The organism is Psychrobacter sp. TWP2-1-2, assembly GCF_049896785.1.
GTDB lineage: Bacteria > Pseudomonadota > Gammaproteobacteria > Pseudomonadales > Moraxellaceae > Psychrobacter.
In genome coordinates this window covers 30,947-55,707 of sequence record NZ_JAFCVA010000010.1, presented here as the reverse complement: position 1 = coordinate 55,707, position 24,761 = coordinate 30,947, and the positions used below count along the sequence as shown (strand labels likewise).

12 protein-coding genes are annotated in these 24,761 nt (G+C 44.1%); 4 read left to right on the top strand and 8 right to left on the bottom strand.

What is annotated here, in order from left to right; all coding sequences use genetic code 11:
• Window positions 1-27: 27 nt before the first annotated feature.
• The gene (locus ACP7AE_RS10540) at window positions 28-3,177 is read right to left on the bottom strand and encodes an LPS-assembly protein LptD (RefSeq protein ID WP_426242973.1); all 3,150 of its coding nucleotides are present in this window, start codon (window positions 3,175-3,177) and stop codon (window positions 28-30) included.
• A gap of 387 nt (window positions 3,178-3,564) precedes the next feature.
• Between ACP7AE_RS10540 and ACP7AE_RS10535 the strand changes: the two genes are divergently transcribed.
• The gene (locus ACP7AE_RS10535; RefSeq protein WP_426242971.1) at window positions 3,565-4,677 is read left to right on the top strand and encodes an aminoglycoside phosphotransferase family protein; all 1,113 of its coding nucleotides are present in this window, start codon (window positions 3,565-3,567) and stop codon (window positions 4,675-4,677) included.
• 144 nt (window positions 4,678-4,821) lie between these two features.
• Entirely contained in the window at window positions 4,822-5,565 is a 744-nt protein-coding gene (gene murU / locus ACP7AE_RS10530) for an N-acetylmuramate alpha-1-phosphate uridylyltransferase MurU (protein ID WP_426242969.1), read from the top strand.
• Window positions 5,566-5,684: 119 nt separating this feature from the next.
• Here murU and ACP7AE_RS10525 read toward each other — a convergent pair whose 3' ends face one another.
• The 7 genes from ACP7AE_RS10525 to ACP7AE_RS10495 all read right to left on the bottom strand — a co-directional run bounded on the left by ACP7AE_RS10525 (window position 5,685) and on the right by ACP7AE_RS10495 (window position 15,332).
• The gene (locus ACP7AE_RS10525; RefSeq protein WP_372815413.1) at window positions 5,685-5,801 is read right to left on the bottom strand and encodes a DUF2474 domain-containing protein; all 117 of its coding nucleotides are present in this window, start codon (window positions 5,799-5,801) and stop codon (window positions 5,685-5,687) included.
• 91 nt (window positions 5,802-5,892) lie between these two features.
• Window positions 5,893-6,909, bottom strand: coding sequence for a cytochrome d ubiquinol oxidase subunit II (cydB, locus tag ACP7AE_RS10520; protein WP_426242967.1), 1,017 nt, complete (start codon window positions 6,907-6,909; stop codon window positions 5,893-5,895).
• On the bottom strand, window positions 6,909-8,405 hold the full coding sequence (locus tag ACP7AE_RS10515; protein WP_426242965.1) for a cytochrome ubiquinol oxidase subunit I: 1,497 nt from the start codon (window positions 8,403-8,405) through the stop codon (window positions 6,909-6,911). Before ACP7AE_RS10515 ends, cydB begins: the two co-directional genes overlap by 1 nt.
• Window positions 8,406-8,908: 503 nt before the next feature.
• Complete coding sequence (locus ACP7AE_RS10510) at window positions 8,909-11,383, bottom strand: esterase/lipase family protein (RefSeq protein ID WP_426242963.1); 2,475 nt, start codon at window positions 11,381-11,383, stop codon at window positions 8,909-8,911.
• 320 nt (window positions 11,384-11,703) lie between these two features.
• On the bottom strand, window positions 11,704-12,873 hold the full coding sequence (locus ACP7AE_RS10505; RefSeq protein ID WP_201539608.1) for a hypothetical protein: 1,170 nt from the start codon (window positions 12,871-12,873) through the stop codon (window positions 11,704-11,706).
• A 290-nt stretch (window positions 12,874-13,163) separates the two neighbouring features.
• A complete protein-coding gene (gene coq7, locus ACP7AE_RS10500) occupies window positions 13,164-13,802 on the bottom strand; it encodes a 2-polyprenyl-3-methyl-6-methoxy-1,4-benzoquinone monooxygenase (RefSeq protein WP_201539625.1) in 639 nt (212 codons plus the stop codon).
• A gap of 198 nt (window positions 13,803-14,000) precedes the next feature.
• Window positions 14,001-15,332 (bottom strand): MFS transporter, encoded by a 1,332-nt coding sequence (locus ACP7AE_RS10495; RefSeq protein WP_426242961.1) that lies wholly within the window; start codon window positions 15,330-15,332, stop codon window positions 14,001-14,003.
• Between the two features lie 596 nt (window positions 15,333-15,928).
• Between ACP7AE_RS10495 and ACP7AE_RS10490 the strand changes: the two genes are divergently transcribed.
• Window positions 15,929-19,414: a BamA/TamA family outer membrane protein gene (locus tag ACP7AE_RS10490; protein WP_426243008.1), complete on the top strand. Its 3,486-nt coding sequence runs from the start codon at window positions 15,929-15,931 to the stop codon at window positions 19,412-19,414.
• Between the two features lie 165 nt (window positions 19,415-19,579).
• Window positions 19,580-24,574, top strand: coding sequence for a translocation/assembly module TamB domain-containing protein (locus ACP7AE_RS10485; protein WP_426242959.1), 4,995 nt, complete (start codon window positions 19,580-19,582; stop codon window positions 24,572-24,574).
• Window positions 24,575-24,761: the final 187 nt, after the last annotated feature.

Genomic DNA, 24,761 nt, shown 5'->3' with positions numbered 1-24,761 from the left:
AGTAAAAATATTTATACAAGCACGGTCTTAATCTTTCCAAGCAGTCTGGACAGGTTCAAAGCCCAAGATTTTATCAGAGAGTAAGCGAGTCAGGCGGCTGCTACCACTACCCAAACCATTCAATCTAATCTCTGCCATAATGGCTTGCGTTGGTTTGTCTTTGACATTTAAGTCATTATAGTAACGACGACCATAAACTGCAAAACCAAAGCAGCAATCTTCGTAATCAACGCCGACCAACGAATCAAGAACTTTATCACGATTGTAATCGTATTGACCTTGAGCCAAGATTCGCCAGCTGTTATTGATTGGAAAGACAGCCGATGCGGTAAAAGCAGAGAGCGGCAGCTGATCGGTGTTTTCATCACGTTGGCGTTTGACATAGCCCACATTGAACAAGCTGTTGTCAGACGGCTGATAACGTAATTCAGTCGTAATATAATTTAAATCGTAGTCGTTGGTCAGTGCTCCGCTGACATCAACCCAAAAATTGTTATAAGGTTGAGTGCTGGTATCCCATACCATGCCTGATGATGATGAAGTAAATACCGGTTGCTGATCATCAAGCGTAACACGTCCATTATCGATATAAAACTGCTCTGCAATGCTACCATCAAAACGTGTCACACCCGTTGCGTCGATGTAACGATAATTGATACCAGGAGTAAGCGAATGCAAATCTTGCAAGCGATCATGCCCTAAGAACCAACTGTCAGAGAACAGCTGTTCATAGTTAATAGAGGCAATACGCGTATTAAAGTTCGGAATATCGTTTTGGTCTTCATATGGCGAGTAGGTGTATTTCAATCGCGGGCTTAGCAAGCGATAGCCACCCATGGTATCGTCGAATGCGCCAAAAGGTGAGCCTGCTTGATAGAAATTTAGACCTGCATCAATACTGGCTTGCGGTACAAATACCGACTGGCTACCGTCTTTATCACTCAACTGGTTGTCGGCTAAGCTATCCTCATCATAAGAGGTATAGAGATGTTGTAAGCTCAGTTTGGGCTTGATATAACCCCAAGATTTTTCCATTGGATAAACGGCGCTGAGTTTATTATAAATTCGCCCGCCACTTTTTTCATTCTCAGAGCCATCGTCGATGGATTTTTTGAAATAAGCAGAATCGTGTACACCAGTGATATCGAAGCTCTTCGCCCAAGGCAGTCGATAATCGAGTTTGAGCTGCGGCAATCTTGAGTAAGGCTTATCTTTGTCTTCTAAAGGTTTACCATTACTAGTAAAAGCGTCTAGAGTTTGAAAGGTTTCTACCTTCAATTCACCATCAACATAGTCATTATAATAATTGACACGCGCACGGCGTGGTAAGTTTATGGTGCTGTCTGATAGACCCAGCGTGTCAAAATCATTGAGGTAGTCGGAATCTGACACATAGCTGTATTTTGCATCACCGCTTAAGCGTGGAATGCTCTTAGATGACCAATAATGATCATAAAAAAAGCTAGAGCGGTCTTCGTCATTGTACTCTTTGTCATTAGGCAAATATGAACCATTAAAAATACCTTCGCCATAACTTTCGGTCAGATAGCGAAACTCGCCTGACACCATAGGATTGCGATCGGTATAAATATGGGTATTGAGCGTGGCATCATAATTGGGTGCCAAATTGAAATAGTAGGGTATATCAACCTCAAGACCGCTTTCACTACTGATACTGGCATTCGGCAATAAAAAACCACTGGTGCGACGATTATCAATCGGAAAGTTGAAGTAAGGCAAATAAAACACAGGCACGTCAGCGATACGGAAAGTAGTGTTATAGGCTTCGCCGCGACCTGTATCAGTATCTAAATCAATGCTTTTGGCATCAAACTGCCATTTACGATTGGTTGGTGGACAGGTACTAAACATGACATCATCTAGTTCATATTGACTGTCATTCGGTCTGTTCAAGCGCTTGGCATAACCATGAGCTTGCAGTTCTACACTAGCAAAAGCCACATCATTAGCTGTCGACTGCCCAGTTTCAGTATTATAGTTCAAACTATCGGCGACCCCGATAAGACCACCTTTTGATGCTTTTTCAGTGAAATTGGCTTGGGGGTTATTCGATGAGCGGTTTGGCGCATTGCTATCTAGTGCGTTGCTAGGTGATACTTGCTGACCTGTCGCTTGGTCAGTAAACATGACTTTACCTTGAGCTGCGGCAATGCCATTGCTCAAATCTAACAAGACTTTTTCTGCTTCTATCTGCTGGGTACCCTGATTGATAATGACATTGCCCGACAGCTCTGCATAGTCGACATTGTCGTAATAACCATAATCTGATTCTGAAAACAGCGGCGCTTGATTATTCGGAAGACCATTTAAGTTTGGCGCTGGCTGTCCATTGGTTGCTCCCGCCTCATTGACCGCGCGTTGATAGTTAGGGTTGCTCTTTGGATAAACCCATTGGCCTTCGCAGCGTTGGGCGCTATCTACGGCATTCGGTAATAACTGTAAGTTTTTACCCACTTTTGGAATGGTTTGCGGGGTAGGTGTTAGCTCGTTTTGAATGACATCTTGGTTAGCATTATCTCTATTGTTTAACGTTGAGGCATCTGTATCAGGTGTCAGCTCATAAAACTCTGCTAAACGCAGCAGACTATCTTGAATACTTTCATCACTCACATCAACTTTACCAGTCTTCTGTGCGGCTTTAGGTGCAGTGGTTTCAGTAAGCTGAGCAGTGCTATTGTTTTGAGTGGTCGCAATCGTATCTGCTGCTGGTAAAAAACCTTGATCATCACTCTCGTTGATGGCGGTAATTTCTAGAGGGCGGTTGTTTAAGGCGCTTTCATTAATAGTATTCTCATTAGAGATCCTGTCGTTAAAGGTGCTTTCACTAAAGGTGCTTTCATTAAAAGTATTGTCAAAACTACTATCTGACGCATTGTTATCAGTAGCAGCCTTTTGAGACGTATTACGCTGAAAGTCAGTTTTTTGATTATTGCTATTTTGATAGCGGATATCGTTATAGTCGCTGTCTTTTTGGACACTACTGCGATTGGCATCAGGTGTAACATCAGAGACATAACGGGTGCTACTGTCAGTGATTAGCGACTCAGTTTGCTGTGTGTCAGCATTGCTGGGCGCAGCACTAACGGTTAGGCTGGACAAGCCTAAGGCACCAAATAAGATCAAACGGATGCTTTGGTAAAGCGGAGAATATAACAAGGGCACACCTATGATTGCAGAGCCTATTGGATTGCGATACTGAATTTAGTAACCATATTATTAATCATGTATGGCGGTTAATAAACGACTAAAAAATCACTGATTGATAATGCTATCTTAAGAATTTGGCTGTTTTACATATAATGACGACTAATCATAGTCAAAAAAAACCAAATCAGCTACACTATTTACCAAAATTTATAATATAGCCGAGCTGTTTTTTGAATGGTTGCTGAGGTTATGCTCAGCGCTAGATGTCGAATGATATCCCAATACGCCTGCTATCGCAGTTTTTTTGGCTCAAGACGTTGCTATTTTAACAAGGTTTTGCCTGACTTATCACTACTTTAATTGTTTATGACTTATATTTAACCTGCGATGCCCATTATGACTGATAAAACACTCTTAGAGCCTAATATGATCGATACCAAACTCAATAGCCGTCTACAACAATTAGAGAGCTGGTTGCAGCAAGTATTTGCTGGTCAAGCGTTCCAACTCGATAGTCTACCCGGTGACGCAAGTGCTCGCCAATACCATAGAATCCAGCTGTCAGACAGTAATGACACGACAGTCGCACATTATATTGTTATGGATTCAGCGGACGAACAAGACGCCATGCGCCAGTTTATCAATGTGACTAAGCTGATGGCACCGGCGATCAATGTGCCGACGCTCATTGCGCAAGACGTGACGAAAGGCTTTTTGGTGTTACAGGATTTTGGTGCGATAGAGTTCGCTCATCTGCTCGTTGATGCGACGCCTGCGCAGATAGATGAGCATTATCAGTTGGCAATGCAGACGTTGGTCGCGCTACAGACCGTGCCAGTTGAAACAGCCAAGTCGCAACATCAATTGCCAGATTATGATACCGAGTTATTAGATCGTGAGATGGATTTATTCAGCGATTGGTTTATACCTTATATCGGTGTCGAGTTTGATAAAGCATTATGGAATACTTTAAAAGAAGCCTTAATAAAAGAGATTTTGCAGCAACCACAAGTCATCGTCCATCGTGATTATCACAGTCGTAATTTGATGCAAGACCAAGCGGATCGCTCGCGTTTAGGCGTGATTGACTTTCAAGACGCCGTCATCGGCTCTTATACCTATGATTTGGTGTCATTGCTGCGAGATGCTTATGTAGAATGGCCAGAGAGCCAAGTCTCTGCATGGATTAATGATTTTTGGCAGTTGCAAAAGCAAGCAGGCTTGACCACAGCAGATAGCATAGAGCAGCTCGGAAACGATATGAATGTCATTGGCGTGCAGCGACATTTAAAAGTGTTGGGAATTTTTATTCGCTTGTCTGAGCGAGATGGCAAAGATCGCTATTTGGCGGATATTCCTAAGGTGATGCGTGATTTAATGTTTGAATTAGAATGGTTAGAGGCGCACGGTAGACCGCATATGCAACAAGCAGTAGCGCCGTTTAATGAGAGTCTCAGGGATAATATACTGCCAGCTTATCAAAATAAGTTCGTACAGCAGTATATTTAGGGTAAATCACTTGCAAATCACTTGCGAGCTTTATTTGACGCGAATGCTCATCTGATAAGTAATGCTCATTTGATAAGTTACGTTAAAACATTAGCAAGTTTTAATCTGAATGTATAATCCAATAAAATAAAAAAAGGAGCGCACATGTCTGAAATTGACCGAGCAATGATTACCCAAGCAATGATTTTGGCTGCTGGTAAGGGCACGCGTCTGCGTCCGTTAACACTTGATACGCCCAAACCTCTGGTAGAGGTGGGTGGACAGCCGCTTATCGTCTGGCACATTAAAGCGCTACAAGCAGCTGGTATCACTGATATCACCATTAATGCGTCATGGCTGGCTGATAAGCTGATGGATACACTGGGTGATGGCAGTCAATACGGTGTCAAATTGCATTGGTCAGTAGAGAATGATGAGCCTCTAGAGACCGCAGGTGGTATTTTTCAAGCGTTGCAAACTGGCAAGCTGCGCGATGAGCCATTTATCTTAGTGAACTCAGATGTATGGACGACCTATGATTTTGCGCAGTTGCGAGATTATAAGCTTGGCGCAGATCAGCGCGCACATCTGTTATTGATTGACAATCCAGAGCATAATAACGGCGGTGATTTTGCGATCAATAATGGTTTAGCCAGCGAGCAGCCGATTGGTGATGCAGACAAATACACCTTTGCTGGCATTAGTGTGATGTCACCACGATTGGTCGATGGGTTGGTATCAGGTCAGTCAGCGGCGTTGGCACCATTGCTCAAGCAAGCGATGATAAAGTTCCAAGTCACGGCTGAAATCATTTCTGATAATTGGATCGATGTGGGCACGCCTGAACGCTTAGCTCAGGTAAATGAATTTATCAAAAGTAACGGCGTTGATCACCATCAAGGCGCTTAGATTAAGATGCCTAATTCTTATTAATCTTATATAAGTAATCACATAAAAAAGCAGCGCCGATTCATCGACGCTGCTTTTTTATGTGATATAGCCATGGCTAAGTGGGCTGCAAATGATTGCTAGATGCCCATAGCCAACTTGATCAATTGAGCAATCGTAAAAATAACTGCAAACCCTGCTATATATAGCCCAATGAACCATGCCCATTGTGACTGTTTCTTACTGAGCTTCTTCATGCTCGCCTCCTACTACGTGTTAATGCGCTTTAAAAAGTATAGTCACTGCTCATATTTGCAGTAGCCACATTTTTATATCCTCTATTTACCCTTAGTACATATGCTCATGTCCGGTTTTACCCTTAAAGGTGTAGTAGGCAAAAGCGGTATAACTCAGGATAATCGGTAGCATTATGACGGCACCAACTAACATAAAGGATAGTGAGGTGTCAGCTGCGGCTGCCTCATAAATTGTCATCTGATACGGTACGATGTATGGGAACATGGCGAAACAAACCCCGATATAGCCCATCAAAAACAGTGCCACAGTCAACAAGAAAGGACGATATTCGCGCTCGCCACTTAAGTCTTTACGCATCAAGAAAAATAATAGTAAAACTATAATTGGCATTGGCGCTAGATATAATAGACCTGGGAAACCAAACCAGCCTTCGAGGGCATTAATGTCTGAAAAATACATAAACGCTGTGACGACGATCATTGCCACTACCAAAGCAGACAGCATCCAGCCAGACACTTTGCGTGCCCAGACTTGTAGGGTATGCTCAGTTTTGATAATAAGCCATGTAGAGCCAAGTAAGGCATAACCAATAATCATGGCAAAGCCGCAGACAATCGAGAAAGGTGTGAGCCAGTCAAACGGCCCACCAGTATATAGGCGGTTGCTTGCCTCAAGACCTTGTACAAGCGCCCCAAGCATCATACCTTGAGAGAATGTAGCAACGACTGAACCAACAAAAAAGAAAGTGTCCCATACGTGACGACGTGACGATGCTTTGAAGCGAAATTCAAATGCTACACCGCGCATTATTAGACCGAATAGCATGAAAGTAACAGGCAGATAAAGCCCCGTCATAATGATGCCATAAGCCACTGGGAAAGCAGCGAACAAGCCGCCACCGCCCAATACTAGCCAAGTCTCGTTACCATCCCAAAACGGGGCAATAGAGTTCATGATGCGGCTACGGTTTTTGTCTGAGCCAGCAAAGGGAAACAAGATGCCGCAGCCCAAATCAAAGCCATCAAGCAATACATAGATAAAGACGGATAGAGCGATCAGTCCGCCCCAAATTAAAGGTAAGTCTAATACATCACCGTAGTTAAACATTAGCGTAACCCTCCATCATCGACGTCGTTTGCAGGAGTATCTATATCTTCTTCAGTGCTCTTAGCAGGATTGCTATCGCCACTGAGCGCACGACCTTGGCTTTCGGTCACTGAGTGCTCATAGAAGTTATCATCGGCAGGATCTTCGTACGGTTTTGGCCCTTGAGCGATCAAGCGTAGAATATAAAAACTGCCTGCACCGAAGACAAATATATAGAGGACAATAAAACCAATCAACGTGGTTGCCACTTGCTGTGCTGCGAGCGGTGACATGCTTTCTGCGGTGCGTATCACACCATATACAGTCCATGGTTGACGACCTGTCTCGGTCACAAACCAGCCAGCCAGTAATGCGATAAAGCCAAGTGGCGTCATCATCATCCAAGCACGGTGGAACCAGACACTTTCGGGGCTATATTGTTGTTTTTTAAAGTATTTATAGAGACTAAATAAGCCGACCAGCACCATTAACATGCCAATACCAACCATGATGCGAAATGCCCAGAATACAATCATCACCGGTGGTTGGTCTTCAGGTGCCCAGTTTTTTAGGCCTTTTACTTCGCCATCTAACGAATGGGTAAGAATCAAGCCTGAAACATAGGGGATGCTTATTTCATATTTATTGGTTTGGTTTTCTTGGTCAGGAATAGCAAATAGGCGTAACGCTGCGCCGCGCTCATCCTCCCAAATACCTTCCATCGCTGCGACTTTGGCTGGCTGATGCTCTAAAGTATTTAGACCATGCTCATCGCCAATCAATACTTGAGCGGGTGCGACAAATATGGCCATAATCATGGCCATACCTAGCATGACACGACCATGTTGACGGTGTTCGGTGTGTTTTTTGGACTGAATATAATAAGCACCAACCCCGCCAATGACAAAGGCAGTCGTCAAGAATGCCGCTGTCATCATATGAGCATAGCGGTAAGGGAATGAAGGGCTAAAAATGATCTCAATCCAGTTGGTAGGATATAAAAGACCATCTGCGCCCATCATAAAGCCTTGCGGCGTCTGCATAAAGCTGTTGGCGGCTAAAATCCAAAAGCCTGAAATCAGTGTACCAATGGCGACAATGGCAGTGGAAGCAAAGTGCATACGTTTGCTCACGCGCCCCCAACCAAATAGCATAATACCTAAAAAGGATGCTTCTAAGAAAAACGCGGTCAATACTTCGTAGGCGAGTAGTGGCCCCAAGACGTTACCGGCTTTGTCAGAAAATACCGCCCAGTTAGTACCGAACTGGTAGGACATTACTACACCAGATACCACGCCTAAGCCGAAAACAACGGCGAATATCTTGACCCAGTGTTTATAAACTTCAGCATAAATTGGCTCGCCTGTTTTGAGCCAACGGAATTCAAGTACCGTTAACCAGCTGGCAAGTCCGATAGAAAACGCGGGAAAAACAATATGAAACGAGATAACAAAAGCGAATTGGATACGCGCGAGCATCAGCGCATCGAGCTGGTCAATCATAAACGTAGCGAACATAAACGGTTACCCTTATCTGTTAGCTGAATAGCGCTGGCTTCCATAAAACGCTCAAGTAACTGCCCGCAATCGTCTATAGATTAAGGTAAAAAATAGTACGGGCAATGGCTCAGTGTTGATTAGCGAGCAATCTTAGGGATAGAGTGCGGCTAAGCTAACGACTGTTTAGCTGAATTAAGTAATTTATATCCCTATAAATTAATACATTACTGTCAGGTGCTGTCAATATATTATGCGCTTCCCTCGATACACACGCAAGCTGCGCAACAGATTGGTCGCATACCTGATAGTCATTAAAAACTGCTGAGATAAACCCAGATATATCAGACTAATCGCTTGGGAAAACAAGGTGTTATCAAGTTCACCTTAATAACAGTAATGTTTTATTTGTGTACTATTATAGGCACAAATATCCAACAGAGTACAAAGTTGCAAAGCCATCTGCTTTACTCTTAATTTTAAAGTGCAAAGACCAGTGCAGTGCTATATGACACAAGCAATCATCATTCCTGTAATTGTTTGTGTAAAATCTGGCGCAATGTCAAAATAGTTTGCGGGTTAGTTTGAATGCTATGACCACCGCTGATAATCGTCTCAGAGGCCGCGCCATCAAGATGAGCGCTGGTATAAGGAACAATACCATCTGAGAGACGTTCAGTTAGTGCCTGGCTGATATCTTCATTGACAGTGACGGCTGCAAACAGTGGTTGGGCAGAGAGCTTTGAGTTATCAGAAGGGCTACTGGTACCGACTGTTTCATTTTCAATGTCTTCTTCTACTGCTTGCGATAAATCAACCTTTGCACCAGCTGGCTGCATTTGCGCCAGTCCTTTGGTAATATCGGCATCATTATTGGCAATGATAGAATGATAGGTCACACGATCATTGATGGTGATGTCTTTCGTCAGCTGTATAAAAGAGGATTTGTCGCTCAGTTGACTTGCGCCATTTTGTAAATATAACGCACCCAAAGGATTTTGTGCCAAATCACCTTGCGTGGCAATGGTGGCTAAGTTGTCCGTGACAGTTTTTACCAAACCAACTGGCAAATAGACAATACGGCGCAGTGCCCGAGTGAACCAGCGATCTGCATAGTCAGTTCCACGAAAAGGCGCTGATAAAAAGACAGCCGTATCTACTTGTGGTAAGGCTTTTAGCTCAAAGCGTTCTTTTAGCTGATCTTCGCCAAATGATGCTTTAAGTGCGTCACGAATCTTACGTTTTTCACTATCAGACAGCACATTTTGATCGTCTAGTCGATCTAGGTCATCGACTAAGTTCTCATCAGATAGCATCATACGGGCGATAATGGCACCCATACTATGACTGATAATCACGCTGTTTTTGCTGGCACGATTTTGTCCTTTAGGATCAGTCTGCTTGTAGGTGCTGTTGATTAACTGTTGTATTTGATAACGGTTTTCTAAAATGGGCAAATTGGTTGGATAGAATATCTGCCACACTTGATAGTTATCACGCAACTTATCGTCGTTGAGAATATCGTTGGTTAAATTGACCCAAGTGGCAGGGCTAGAAGCCAAACCATGCAGCATAATCAGGACGCGCTTATTGGGATCATAAGGCTCAAGCATGAATAATTTGGGCAGTCTGGCCTCTGGCTGGCGAGTGATTAAATTGAGATAACCGACGCCATCTAGCTGGTTCTCTGACAGCCATAACCCATAACCTGCAGAAAAGTTAGCCGCCAGTGGATAGTCACTATTAAGGATGTTAACGCTTTCGCTTTGGTATGGGTTGTATAAATGAATATCGAGCTGGCGACTGCTTAGTACATCCAATACGCTATCGCCGCTTGGTTCAATCAATCCTGTTAGCAGCAAATGTCCAGTAGGGTAGATACGCGAACTTGGCTTGCTCTCATCTGTGTCTCCATCTTTTTCATTGGCCAATCGACCTGACAATGATGATACTAATAATTGGCGAATCGTGGTGGTATAACGGTCATCTAGTGAGGCCACCAAGCTGATACCTAAGCCTGGACGTTTGCTGATTGAGTTAAGCCCAGAGAGGCGTAATTCGTAAGTAGAAACCAAGTCTGCTAGTGCAGAGGTCTGCTTATGTGCATTTTGCAAATAGTTATTTTCATTAGGCAAATAAACACCAAGATCATAATCATCAATTTGTATTTTCATGACATTGACTTGGTCAGTAGGTTTGCCTTTGAGCGGTGAATAATTGGCAATCGCGGCTTGGTTACTGTCATTAAGATGGCTAGCAGATGTGGGCAAATAATCTACTTTGGTACCGCCCATCAATTTATTTGAGCCGTTGGTTGATCTATAAAGCTGGGTTATCACATCATTACTGGCGGCATTATAGATGTCTTGGGTTTGAATATCGGTGTCATTTGGAATACGGTTCTGTGCCTGAGAGGGACTTTTATCTTGATCTGCGCCCTCAAAATCATGCGTCAAACTGTCATAAAATAAATAGGTATAACTGGATTTGATAGCATCGAATAATCGCTCTTGATAACCTGTTAGAGAGCGATTGGTGTTTTCTTGCTGGACTTTAGCTTCTGTATCCTCTAAAGGTGTGTTGGCATAATAAGGATCAAGTGGCGGGCGAGCCAGCGCATTGCGGCAGTCTTGAGAGGCAGAAAGCTGTCGCGCTTTTGCGTAGTGTAACTCTGCAAAAACTGCCAAAGCAGGACGGTAGTGTTCATTCAAAATACTGTCAGTAAGCTGAGTGAGGCATAAATCAAACTGCTGCATACAGGCTTGCTCATTGAGCCCTGCCGATAAGAGCGCTGATGCCGTATCACTGCTTAGTTTCTTGGTGGTGACGATGTTACCGCGCTGCGCAGTAATCGTCTTCGCTGACGCTTGCTTATTCACTGATACCGTACTGCACGCAGGTAGTAATGCTACCGCGGCTATCAAGGCGACTGATGTGATCGAAAATGGGGTTTTCTTAGCATGCGTCACCATATTTTTGATAGGGCTAGCGAAAGTCATAGGTGAGTCCAGTTAGTCGTAAAAGCATGATTGAGTCAGTAATTTATAAGAAGAAGTGTAGCGTAACTTTTCGCATTAAACTATTTTATTTAAATTTCAAAAATACGGTTTAAACTTCGATAATTGAATCGAACACGCATTTAAATAAGGTAGACAGCAAGTTGGATTCAATGGAGTTTTGCTAGACATAAAAAAGCCCCTGACTCTATATTGAAGTAATTTCTATATAAAGTCAGGGGCTTAGTCGAGTCAATCTAGCTTATGGAGCAATCATGGAATTTGGTGAACTTACTTAATGACATTTAAACACCCAATCAATGTTAAGCACTAGGCTTAACATTGATGTCAGGCGCAGGTATATCCCAAATGTAAAATTTACCCTCTTCAATAAGTTTGATTTGCTGACGAATGATGTCATTGTTAGGGTTTTTCTGTTCAAGACGACGTAAGCGCTCTAGTGCGTTATCGCGGCGATCACTTAACAAGTCTGACTGCGCCAAGCTTTGCTCTGCTTCGGTATAGCCAAGAGACACTGCGCGGTCTAGGTATTTTTGACCTTCTTTGAAGCCGCCGCCTTCTGACAACATCATGCCATATAAGAAGTTGGCTTCGCCGCTATCAGGCTGCAGTTTAATGGCACGGTCAACATATTTTCCACCACGTATCGTATAGTCTGATCCCAAATCTAAGTTACGTCCCATGCCATTGAGTTTAGCGGCACGAATCAATACATCATAAGAGGCATTTGGTGATTCAGCATAAGGCTGTATCCATTCAGCCAATACTTTGATTTTTTCACGCGTATAATGGCGCTGTGAGCGGTTAGGGAAGTTTGGTGGGTAATGACGGGCATTAGGTGAGACGTCTTCGATGAAATCATCAAGCAAGCTCACGTCTAGCTGATCGTTGTTATTACCGTTTTGCTGAGGAATCAACACAGTCGGTACAAAGCTTACGTCTGACAATTGCACTTGCGGCGTTGGTATATTGGCAAGCTGACCACTACGCAGGTCGACACCAGTAGCGGTCAATGGACCAGGCTCATAAACTCGAGTGGTGCCAGTGAACTCAGGTATTTTTGGTGCTGGTACAACATCTTGTGGTTGCAATGTACTCATTGGTGCACGATACGGCTGAGCATTATTTGGCAAAGGAGCGCTTTGTGGAACGCTACTGCTTTGAAGGTCAGTTGGTTGAGTATTGGCTGTCACTGCCGCAGTCGGTGAAGTTGATGGAGTACCCTCTTGTGCTGTACTAGCCGCAGTCGGTCGAGCAAGGCGAATCACACGTTTGCTAGAATCCATAGCGCTAGGCACCGATGTGGCAGCAGTATCGGTCTTTGCAGCATCTGTTGCTGCATTGGTTTCTGCCGCATTGACAGGCGCTGATAATAGCATGGCACAAGCTGTTGCCAGTGCTGTCAGAGTTGCCAGTTTAGGCGACTTGCTAGACGAACGGGCAGAGAGAGTCGATTGGTTGATGGCTTTCATAAAAATCGTTACCTTAGTTTATTTAGTTGTTATTTAGTTGTTATTTAGCAATTGAATGGTTATTAGCTCATGTCTTTGCGGCAAAATCATACAAATTTTTAATACCCTAACAAATTCAGCTGAGCGCTATCAGTAGTAGGATTGTTAATAGTAACGCGATAGCGTGTACGTCATGCCAGCGACAGCAGGGTAAATGAGAGCAATATCAATAATAAAGCGCACTGCACTTACCATCACAACACACTTATCATCACAACCTATCGCTCAAAATCTGCTATCACAGATGGCAATTACAAGTGATATGCCGTGGCTTTCATGCGATTGGCCATCCAGCGCATAGTATGACGTACAGGCGGTGATAACGCTGCGCCGCCACTTGCTAATGCCAGCTCACGATGATGCAACTCTTCAATATCCATTTGCGCCAGTATCTCTTTCGAGCGTTTATCGTGCTCTGGTAATTGGGTGATATGGTCTTGTAAATGTTCGCTGACTTGAGCTTCTGTCTCTGCGACGAATCCCAAGCTAAATTCATTAGAGATGGCACCCGCGACTGCGCCAAGACCGAAAGACATGCCATACCATAATGGCGTAAAGACACTGGCATGACTGCCAAGCTCGTCTAATCGCGTCTCGCACCAGACCAGATGATCGACCTCTTCTTCGGCTGATTGTTGCATGGCTTGCTTGACGCCATTGTCTTTGGCGGCAAATGCTTGACCATGATACAGACCTTGCGCGCATACTTCACCAGTATGATTGATACGCATCAATCCGGCAACATGTCGCGCCTCGGTGATAGTGAGCTCAGGAATCTCGTCACTGCTGACTGGTAGTGGACGAGTGCTAGGGTTTGAATGTGGTACGACAGCTCGTAATGCCTTATCGACCCCAAGTAATAATTGGTCGACTTTGGATAAGGGACGCAGGGCCATGATTCACTCCTGATGGCTTAAATACGATCAAAAAATTAAACTTATCTGTTCTGCTAAAAACATTATCCGTTTTTCTAAAATAATGATAGTGATTAACGCATAGACATTACTATAGCAAACAATCCAAATTATCAGCATCAATATTATTCGTTTGATAACACACCGATTGCTATAGCAGCATGTCAATCTTACTTATGGAGCCACTTCATCGTGCGTTTGGATGACTGCATTTTTAATATGCTTATTGAGTTTACTGTATAGAAAGGCACCGAAGGCAATGTTTATGAATCCTGTCACTAAAAATAGCTGAGGTAAATTGAATCCCAAAGCGTTCAAGATCACGATAGAGAAAATCGCTGAGGTGACCATAAATATCGCGTTAAAGATATTGTTGGCACCAACGACGCGCGCGCGGTGGCTCTTGGGTGCATAGGCCTGCATAGAGGCATATAACGGTACGATGTATAAACCGCCGCTAAAGCCCAAAAAAAATAAATCAGCAAACACGCGCCAGCTGCCACTCATCCAAAATAAATCGCTAATACCAAGTAACGCCTCACTAGTAACGTTAATATTCAGTCCTGACAGCGAAAAGTATAAGTCAATCGCAAAAATACTTAAGCCCGCGATACCAAAGGGCAAAAGACGTAAGCTGACTTGGTTTTTGGTTAGTGATTTGCATAATAATGAGCCAATCGACACACCAACAGAAAACAAGGTTAATAGGAAAATAACCACTGATTCATCACCATGTAAGATGACCTTGCTGAATTCTGGCGTTTGGGTCAAAAACGTCGCGCCATAAAACCAAAACCAGCTATTACCAAGGATGACAAAGAACAAAAAAGGCAATGAATATAAGTAGCGCACCGTCGCCACACTAGTGGTCACAATGTTCCAGTTGATTTTTAGGTTTGGCTGCATCGCTGGCATGTGGGGTATCAATCGTGCGACAAAATAACCCAATACGGCGATGACCAATACGGTCACACTTATCCAATAGAGCGGCTGCGCTATCTGAGTTAAAACACCCGCGATAATCATACCGAGCAAGATCGCTAACGATGTCCCCATTTGAAACAAACCATTAGCACCAACCAATTCATCTTCTTTCATCGCTTGTGGTAAGTAGGCGTATTTAATAGGCCCGAAAAACGTAGATTGAGTGCCCATGAGAAACAACGCAACAAATAACAATGCGTACCACTCAAACACGAACCCTACTGCCGCAATCACCATAATCACGAATTCAAGCAATTTAATCAATCGTGTGAGTTTTGATTTTTCGAATTTATCCGCGATTTGTCCTGCCAGTGCAGAAAACAAAAAGTAGGGCAAAATAAACAACATCGCGGCCAAGTTATTCAAAATACTGACTTCCATGCCCAACTGACTCGCAGCGGTGTAAGTCAAAACCAGTATGAGCGCTTGCTTAAAAATATTGTCATTAAACGCGCCCAAAAACTGGGTAAAAAACATGGCGCTAAAACGGCGGTGCTTAAATAATTGAAACTGATTGGCCATGAAAATTCCTACAGACGGGTCGCGGTTGCTAGATCAAAGAAAAGCGCTGAATACCGCTTTTAAAGTGAAAGTAATTATCGATATAATTATTAACAGTATCAAAAACTTATCGAAATATAGCATAGGTTTTATCAATATTAAGCCGTATAATAGCAAGGCTTTGGTAAAAATACATGCGCTCGACGCTATGATTTCATAATTATCTAAGTTATGATTTGTAAATTTTGCATGGTTACGTCGCGAGGTGTGAGTAATGGCAAAGGCTTGCTACCACTCACGCATGTCCATATCTTGATAAAAACATGGTGCTAATCTGACACCAAGGTTTGCGTTATAAACGGTCATTATCCAAAGCAAGACAGTAAACCATAATTCAGCCAACGGCTATAAGTTTATTCACCGGTAAGACTAGGCGATTGTTATCGTTCATAATATTGTGCCGCGTGAGGTGATAGGAAATACACATGAAACACCAGCCTTCAACGCTCGCGCGCAATGTATCGATGATGCAGTGTGATACGGATAATGTTCGAGAGGATATTAAAATTCAAGATTTTCAGAGTGACCGTTTTCAAAAAACACGTCGTACAGCAGCTATGACAACTCATGGCAATGCGCCGCGCATTCATTTTACGCGTTCAGCACTTTTCACTGCGCTAGCGACCAGCCTAGTGGGTTTCGGTATGGCACCTGCTGCATTGGCTGATACCACAAATAATGTCAGTTCTCCTAAACCACCTACGAGCAATCAAATAGCTGTCGATCAATCAAATATTCAACCAACCAGCAATCAATCAACCAGCAATCAATCAACCAGCAATCAATCAACCAGCAATCAATCGACCACACTGTCAGATGATGATACTCAGCTCGATATCGCTTTGGATGCATTGCGCCTAAAAAAGGCAGTAGAGCAGGGCATTATCGATCAGTCAGTATTGGATGAGTACAGCGAACAAAGCCTAGGCATTAAGAAGTCTGATGCTCACGATAAAAGCGCTAAAAAACCAGCTGCTCAGCCTCAGGACATGGCCAATTCTCAGGCAAATGCCATGGATAATATGGCTGGCGCAAATGATGCTCAGCTCGATCTTTCCAATAGCGCCAATGATGACTTGTTGCAACAAGCTGCAGCCATACAGCAGCAGGGTTATCAGATGATGACGCCCGAGGAGATTGATCGCGAGCTGGCTGCGATGGACATGCAGAATGCCCAAGATATTGATGACATCAATAATAGTACGGACGTTAATAGCAGTAACGTTAATAGTACCAACGTTATTAATAACAATAGTGATATCAGCAATAACGATCGCGATTTTGACACGCCAATTGCTACATTAGATGATACAACCCCGCCTATTGGTTTAGATGTGGATTTGGATGCAACCAATCTGCCAACTCCTAACAATCTTGAGACATTAGGTAGGAATGAGAGCGCCGCTGAAAGCGCACAGACGGCTGAAGTTATGTCGCGTCCGATCGATGTTAGCGACTCTGTCAGTAGTGGGCGCGTGGATGGAAACGGTACTTTCGATAATGAGATTGTTGCCAATGCCAGTGATCAGACCAATGAAGATGGTACAACGTCAGATATCATCAATCCTGATGACTACTTGCCAGATTATCAAGCGGACTCTCAGGGAATAAACCAGAGTATCGAACAAGCCAGTAAGCCCAAGCCAATGGCGCGTAATAAAGGCAATATCGTGAAACGCCTTTATAACCGTTTATTCAATGCAGGTGTGATGGCATTACCACATGTAGATACTACAATTTATCTACGGCAAGCGACCGCTGAAGGTACTGTCAATGGTAAGCCAAAGCTCACCAAAGCGGATAATGACGTTCAGCCCATGAAAAACATCAAGGCTGCCCTTGATGATACGACGGTTCAGTCAGTTACCGACTTTACGGCCGCCTTGCCACGCCTTCGCCAAACAGCATTAGAGGCAGCCCAAGCAGTGGGTTACTATGATATTACGTTACGCCTACGTCAGCGCAATGCTGACACGATCGATGTCATTATCGAAGAGCTGGGCGAGCCGGTACGTGTGGACAGCCGTATTGTTGAGATTCGCGGTGAAGGCAGTGAACAACCAGAATATACAGCACTTGAAAAAGACTTGCCGCCACAAGTAGGCGATATCTTCAATCACCGTGTTTATAAAGATAGCAAGGCGGCCCTTGAGTCGCTGAGTAATACTTATGGCTATTTTGATCAATATTGGCTCAACAAATCCGTTGATATTATCTTGCCAGATAATACAGCAGATGTGTCGCTGGTCTACAACACTGGTGATCGTTATGAGTTTGATGACGTTGTGTTTTTTACATACGATGAAGAAACCAACACCTTAACCCAAGATCCTGACAAGCTACCTGTTGAGTTGCCACTATTACAACAGTTGTTTGACTTTAAGCCCGGTGATCCTTTTTATCGTCCAGCGGTGACCGAGTTTAGTAATGACTTATCAGCGACTCGTTATTTTAATACGGTCAACGTTGAGTCGATATTGCCTCCAGATGAACGCAGTGAAGCCAGTACTTTGGCTTTTGATAACACGCCTACCAATAATAGCGGCACACTCGACGACGATATTAATAGTGATGGCGCCTCAGACATTGCGGGTAATAATGGTGCTGAAAGCTCAGCTGCTTCTAATAGTAGCCGTGTTAATCAAGACAATAACGCTGATGATGGTGATGAAAATAACGCAGAGAGTGAGGGTAATACGACTGCCAATAGCGGTGAAACAGTCAATCCCGCCGACATCGCGGCGATCGATTTTGAAGCTGATGCAGCTACACTTGATAAACTACAAGCTATCAAACAAAAAGCAGAGCGTTTGAGCCGCTTACCAAATGACCGTGTATTGGATGAAAAAGACCAAGAAGCGGACAATCTTTTGGGTAAAATAAGCGACGGCATCAGTAATATTGCGCAAAAAATATTCCCTGATGAAGAAAGCTTAATCACTGATGAAAACTTTGTACCACCAACGCTGGCTGGTCGAAAAACACCGCGACAAGTGGCAGAAAGTAAAAAAGTACCGTTGTATGTTTTTGTCTCTTCAAGTAAGCCGCGCGATGCCCAAGTAGGTCTTGGTTACGGCACAGATACGGGCGTGCGAGCGACGGCAAAAATAGACTATAATTTGCTCAATCGTAAAGGCTATCAAGCTGGTGCAGAGACCGAAGTTTCCAGAATTACTAAAAACGTCGCTGTTTATGCCAGTCGACCTTGGAAACATCCACTTAACGATAAATTAGATGCGCGTCTTACCTATGAAGAAGAGGTCATCGACCAAGGTGAAGGCAACTTTGACTTATCTACTACGACGCTAAAAGCAGCATTGGCGCGTAATATTCGCCGTGACAGTGGCTGGAATCGCAGCTACTCTGTGAATTACCGTTTAGATGAGCTAGAGACTGGGGTCGATGAAACAGAGTTGGACGATCTACCTATTCGCTTTACTTCTTCTAAGCCTAAGCAGCAAGCGCTGCTATTTGGTTATGGTATGAACAAAACCGACGTAGACAGCGTGACCAATCCGACTCGCGGTATGCGTCAGTATTACTCGCTTGAAGCAGGGGCTGATAAAGCCCTTAGCGACACTAATATGGCAATCATTCGCGCAGGTGTCAGCGGCATTTATAGTTTTGGCGATGAGCAAAAGCATCAAGTACTGGGCAGTCTGAATACAGGCTACATCTGGGCAGATGATTTTTATGATGTGCCTTATAAATTACGCTTCTTTGCGGGTGGCGATCAAAGTATTCGTGGTTATGACTATGAGAGCTTGTCACCGCTCGACAAGGGCTATTTGACTGGTGGGCAAGTGCTTGCGGTTGGTAGTGCAGAGTATAACTATGAATTTAAACCAGGATTCCGTGGGGCATTCTTCACTGATGTGGGTAATGCTTACGACAAAAACTTCGAGACTGAGACAAAGGTCGGCGTCGGTGTTGGTATCCGCTGGGCATCGCCAGTCGGTGTGGTACGAGTTGATGTGGCTGCTGGCGTGACAGAAGAAAGCATACCAGTTAGACTGCATTTCTTTATTGGCTCGCCTTTATAGCCATGTAATCCAGTAGTGACATCATTTAGCGCGTATTGAACATTATTAAGTCGTCTCCGTTAGTGACATAGAGACAGGTTCAATACGCGCTATTAGCAATATCCGTTGTATTTCTTATTTATCGTGCCGATTGCCGGTGACCATTCTTTAACGTAGTTGAGTGTCATGCTGACAAAAAATACCCCGCCTAATAACGCACCAGATGAAGATCCAGCACAGCGTGACGCTCGTGCCGTCAGACGTTGGTATCCGCTGTCATTTTTGCTCAAATTACTCGTGCTTATTTTAATTGTGCTGGCCATCATGTTTGCTGTGTTTTTTTACGCAATGGGCACAGAGTCGGGTACGAAGTTTATATTAGAGAAAGTCAGTGCTGAGACGGGCATTGATTTTAAATATGGTCGCGGTAATTTACGTGATGGTATTTGGGTCACTGATATCGATATCAAGGCGACTGAAGACCTTGAAGTATTGGTTGATAAAGCTTACGTCAAGATAGGCTGGCGTGCCATATTTGCCAAAGAAGTGCATCTGCGTGATGCAGACATACAAACCATTGAGATTATCAATAACAAGCCACCAACGGGTGAGCCGTTCGATTATAAAACGTTACAGCTACCAGTGAACTTACGCTTTGATCACGCTAAAATAAAAAATATTACTTATAAACAAGTGACCAAAGAACCCATTGTTGTGCATGATATTGTTGCCCGTGATTTGACATGGGTCGGTAGCATGGTAACGGTTGGTCGCGGCGATTTACAATATGCTGATATCGTCAAAATCAGTGCCTTACAAGGTGAAATTGATTTACAAGGTGACTATCCGCTAGATTTAAGCGCGATTGCAGAAGTCAGTGCGCTAGAAAAAGCCTACGTTGATCCATTGAATATCACAGCAACAGGGACGCTAAAACGTACGGTCGGTAAAGTTCGTAGTCGCTACAATGACAGCGATGTGAGCGGTGATTTTGTTGTCCAAGGATTGGATCAGGATTCGCCGTTCCAGGCAAAATTGCAATGGGATGATATTTTGATCCCTTATGCGGAAAGCCAAAAAATTCGTTTAAAAAGTGGTACTGCTACCGCGACAGGGGTGATCTCTGAAATACGTCTGCGTATCAATACTGAGCTGACGGCTAAAGACATTCCGTCCGGTCACTATCAAGGTCGCGCCGTTATTGCAAACAGTCAGTTACGTATTGATCGCTTAGATGCTCAGGTGCCAGCTGGAAATTTAATTCTGCAAGGTATTTTAGATTGGCAAGACAGCTTTGATGCAAAAGTACGAGCGACAGGTAGCAATTTTGATATTCGCCGCGTTATTCCTGATGACTATGCTGATTTCAAAGCATATGCACCGCAAAAGCTGAATGGTCGACTGTCATTACATTATCAGCAGAAAAACAGTACTGGTAACATAGAGCTTGATGCAGATTTGCGTCAACGTGATGGCGAGCATGTGAATGCTAATATCGTCCAAGGCAAAACGTCAGCGAAGTCGACACAGGTAGCGCCTTGGTATATCGATGCCAAATGGCAAAACCTAATCCGCCGCGATGTGCCTAATATCGGTAATATTGATAGTCCGCGTGGACAGGCAGATGTCATCATTCGTGGCTCACGGTTATCAGTAGATGCCAATGCGGTCATTAATGAATTGAATGCCGCTCCTAAAGGCAACTATGATGTGCGCGTGCGCAAAGCTGGGGATGTCATCGACATCAATCGCCTGAATTATAAAGGGGTTGTGGGCGACTTATCAGGTACTGGGCAGATTCAATTGGCAAATAAAAAGCGTCCGCTCACATGGCAGATAGATGCGCGTACCAATGGATTATTACCCAAACAGTATCGCAGTGATTTGCCGATTGAGCGCCTAACAGGTAGTGTCAGCGCGCGTGGTCGTTTATTGACTATTACTAAAGGTGGCGTTAGTGGTCAGCGTCATATTATTACCTTAAGCAATACCGACTTGCAGGCGCAACTTGATGCGACTCAAGATGGCCGTGCTATTGGCATAACGGGTGCGGGTGATGCCAAAATCGATATCGTTGGTGGCGAGCTTTCTATGTTCGATGCGCGCTTCAATGGTCAAGTCGATACTGCAGATGTACCAAAAGGACGCCTATCTATTGATGCGGCTGGCACGCCAAATTTTATCAGTATTCGTAAGCTCAATTACAATGGTGAAGCGGGCGCAGTGAATGCCAAGGGCGTCATCGATTTGCGTAAAAATATCGGCTGGACGATAGATGGTCGCTTTGATAAATTTAATTTGGGTTATTTCTTGCCCAATAATCCAGCGATTATCACAGGTGATCTAAAAACCAGTGGCGAGTGGCAAACTGCGCCTAAGAATAGTAAAAATACCGCAGGCAAACTGCAACGTTTTGCGGTGAATTTCGATGGAGTGCTAGATGCTGAACAATTGCCAGCGGGCAAGCTGACCATCGATGCCAGTGGCGATGACCAGCTGATTCGTATCAAGCGTTTCCGTCATGTGGGCGCGGCAGGCAGTATTGATGCCAAAGGGACGGTTGATGTACGTCAAGGCATTGCGTGGGATATTGACGCAGTGATGGATCGTTTTAATATTGGTTATTTCCTCAAAGATACTCCAAGCCTTATCACCGGCACTATCGATACGGATGGGCGCTGGAGTGACTCGCAGCAAATCATTAATATCAAAAAAATTGATTTAAGAGGTATGCTAAAGGGTCAACCGCTTAGTGCCAAAGGTAGCTTAGCCGCTAAGATGCGTCTGCCAAAAGATTTGGCAAGCTATTTCAAGCGTCTACAAACGCAAGATGCACAGGCGCAATATAAGCAAGTAAATGCCTTGATAGACAGCCTAAACGCAGATAATTTAGTGCTACGGTGGGGTGATAATTATGTCACTGCTAATGGCAATGCTAAGCAATTACAAACCAAAATTAATATCACCAGTCTGGATCAGTTGTCAGATAAATTGGCTGGCAAAGTCACTGGCGGTGCGACCTTATCACAGCCAGTAGGACAAGCGCTGCCAACCATTTATATCGATTTGGTTGGTGAGCGGATTGCGCTGCCTGGCTTTATTTTGCGCCAAGGTCGCGTGCGCGGTAAGCTGGTCAATTTAGCAAACAGCCCAAGTCAGCTTATTATCACCGCTGAAGGTTTAGATGCAGCTGGACAGAGTTTTAAAAGCGTTAAAGCGACTTTTAATGGTACTGAGCAAGCGCATGTAGTCAATCTTGACGTTGCCAATGAGCAGCTCACGATTGGCGCAAGGCTTAAAGGCGGCTTCAATCGGGATAAACTGAGCTGGTCTGGCGTCATCGGTAAGGGCCGTGTTCAATCTAAATATGCGACCTTAAATCAGTTACAGCCAGCGCAGTTAATTGTTAATTTACCCAACAATCAAAATGGCAATAATAACGATTTAAAAGTACAGTTGGCAGCGCATTGCTGGCAAGCCACCGATCAAACGGGCAAGGTATGCTTACGTGAAAACTTAATCGCGTCACCTGATAAAGGTGAGGTGAATATTGCCTTACAAAATCTAGATACGTCATTACTATCGGTCTTTTTACCCAAAGATATCGACTGGCATGGCAAAATTAATGGTAAGGCGATTGTTGGCTGGCAACGTGGTCGTCCACCGACGATTAATACCACACTGTATTCAGACAACGGCAAAATCGGCTTGATTCAAGATGGTGATAGTTTACCCGTCACTCTGCCTTATAAGCGGGTCTCACTAATTGCATTGTCCGTCCCTGAGGGCATCAAACTACGTACCGACATCAACACTGGTGGCGGTGCGCGTGGCTATGCGGAAGTGGTCGTTGATCCTTATAAGACGCCTAAGCCAATTTCGGGCGCTTTGGTATTGAATGAGCTTAACCTTGCGATATTCAAGCCTTTCTTCCCAGGTATGCGAGTGCTAGAGGGCAATGTCACGATGGCAGGAGGATTGGGCGGTACATTAGATAAGCCGCAATTCTATGGCGATGTGAAACTTGCTAATGGCCGTATTGCGATGCTTGATTTGCCCATTAATTTAACCAATGTAAATACTGACGCCAAAATTCGTGGCACGCAAGCGACTATTGATGGAACCTTTAGCAGTGGTACGGGTAAAGGGGTTTTGACTGGGACAGTTAATTGGCAACAAAAACTCCAAGCCAAGCTTAGCGTCAGCGGCGAGCGTTTGGTGATTACCCAGCCACCATTGTTAGTGGCAGAAATCAATCCTGATATTGATATCATCGTGCGTCCAGGCGATCGCTATGTTGATATTAAAGGGGCGGTCAGCGTACCGTCAGCGACCATTCGTCCGCCAGAAGCCAGCGAAGATATCATTACTCAAACCGAGGATGCAGTAGTTCTTGATCGTCGTCTCATTGGCAATATAGACGAGGTATTGGCAATATCGAAACCTTGGTCAATCAATGCGGATATCGGTGTCGACTTGGGTGATGATATCAACTTCCGTGGTTTTGGTGCCGTTATTCCTTTAGCTGGTGCGATTAATATCACTCAAAATGGCACGGGTGTCATGCGTGCAAAAGGGGTGGTGCAAGTATCACGTCGTACCAATATCAACGCTTTTGGTCAGAACCTAGAGCTTAACTACGGACAAGTGCGCTTTAACAGTGATGTGATGAAACCTAACCTCAGTATTGAGGCGGTTAAAACGATCAGTGGCAAAACCGTAGGTGTCCGTGTCAAAGGCAATACAGAAAGCCCCAATATTATTGTCTTTAATAATGCAGGTTTGACCCAACAGCAGGCGATGAATGCTTTGGTGACAGGTCGAATTAATAACAAGGGCGCCACCCAAATCAGTGAGCAAGGCTTTAAATCGCAAGTGACGAATAACCTAGCCGCCGCGGGCTTAAGCTTTGGACTGAGTGGCACGCGTAATCTAACCAATCAAATCGGTCAGATTTTTGGTTTTCAGAGCTTGACCGTTGATGCCTCAGGCAGTAGTGAAGATACCAACGTTAATGTCACTGGTTACGTGACGCCTGACTTGTATATACGCTACGGAGTAGGGGTGTTTAATGCTCAAAATAGCTTATCTATTCGTTATCAGTTAACTCGACGTATTTATGTAGAGGCAACCTCAGCAGCAGAAAACGCGGTGGATGTGGTTTACAGTTGGCAGTTCTAAATCGCATCGTTTTATCCAATAAAAAACGCCTTCGAATGAAGGCGTTTTTTTATAGGTAGGCTAGAGCATGTCCTCAATTCAATCGATAGTCATCTAAATGGGTTTAAAATGGCTAAATCTTGCTAAACTGCGTCAAATAGCTGACTAATATCTCGATATTATCGGCGCTATTTTCCTTGTTTGACGG

What these genes read in the sequence shown, in the direction of transcription:
- ACP7AE_RS10535 (WP_426242971.1), top strand. Translation starts at nt 3,565, where the DNA reads ATGACTGATAAAACACTCTTAGAGCCTAATATGATCGATACCAAACTC.
- murU (WP_426242969.1), top strand. Translation starts at nt 4,822, where the DNA reads ATGTCTGAAATTGACCGAGCAATGATTACCCAAGCAATGATTTTGGCT.
- ACP7AE_RS10525 (WP_372815413.1), bottom strand. Translation starts at nt 5,801, where the DNA reads ATGAAGAAGCTCAGTAAGAAACAGTCACAATGGGCATGGTTCATTGGG.
- cydB (WP_426242967.1), bottom strand. Translation starts at nt 6,909, where the DNA reads ATGTTTAACTACGGTGATGTATTAGACTTACCTTTAATTTGGGGCGGA.
- ACP7AE_RS10515 (WP_426242965.1), bottom strand. Translation starts at nt 8,405, where the DNA reads ATGTTCGCTACGTTTATGATTGACCAGCTCGATGCGCTGATGCTCGCG.
- ACP7AE_RS10510 (WP_426242963.1), bottom strand. Translation starts at nt 11,383, where the DNA reads ATGACTTTCGCTAGCCCTATCAAAAATATGGTGACGCATGCTAAGAAA.
- ACP7AE_RS10505 (WP_201539608.1), bottom strand. Translation starts at nt 12,873, where the DNA reads ATGAAAGCCATCAACCAATCGACTCTCTCTGCCCGTTCGTCTAGCAAG.
- ACP7AE_RS10495 (WP_426242961.1), bottom strand. Translation starts at nt 15,332, where the DNA reads ATGGCCAATCAGTTTCAATTATTTAAGCACCGCCGTTTTAGCGCCATG.
- ACP7AE_RS10490 (WP_426243008.1), top strand. Translation starts at nt 15,929, where the DNA reads ATGACAACTCATGGCAATGCGCCGCGCATTCATTTTACGCGTTCAGCA.
- ACP7AE_RS10485 (WP_426242959.1), top strand. Translation starts at nt 19,580, where the DNA reads ATGCTGACAAAAAATACCCCGCCTAATAACGCACCAGATGAAGATCCA.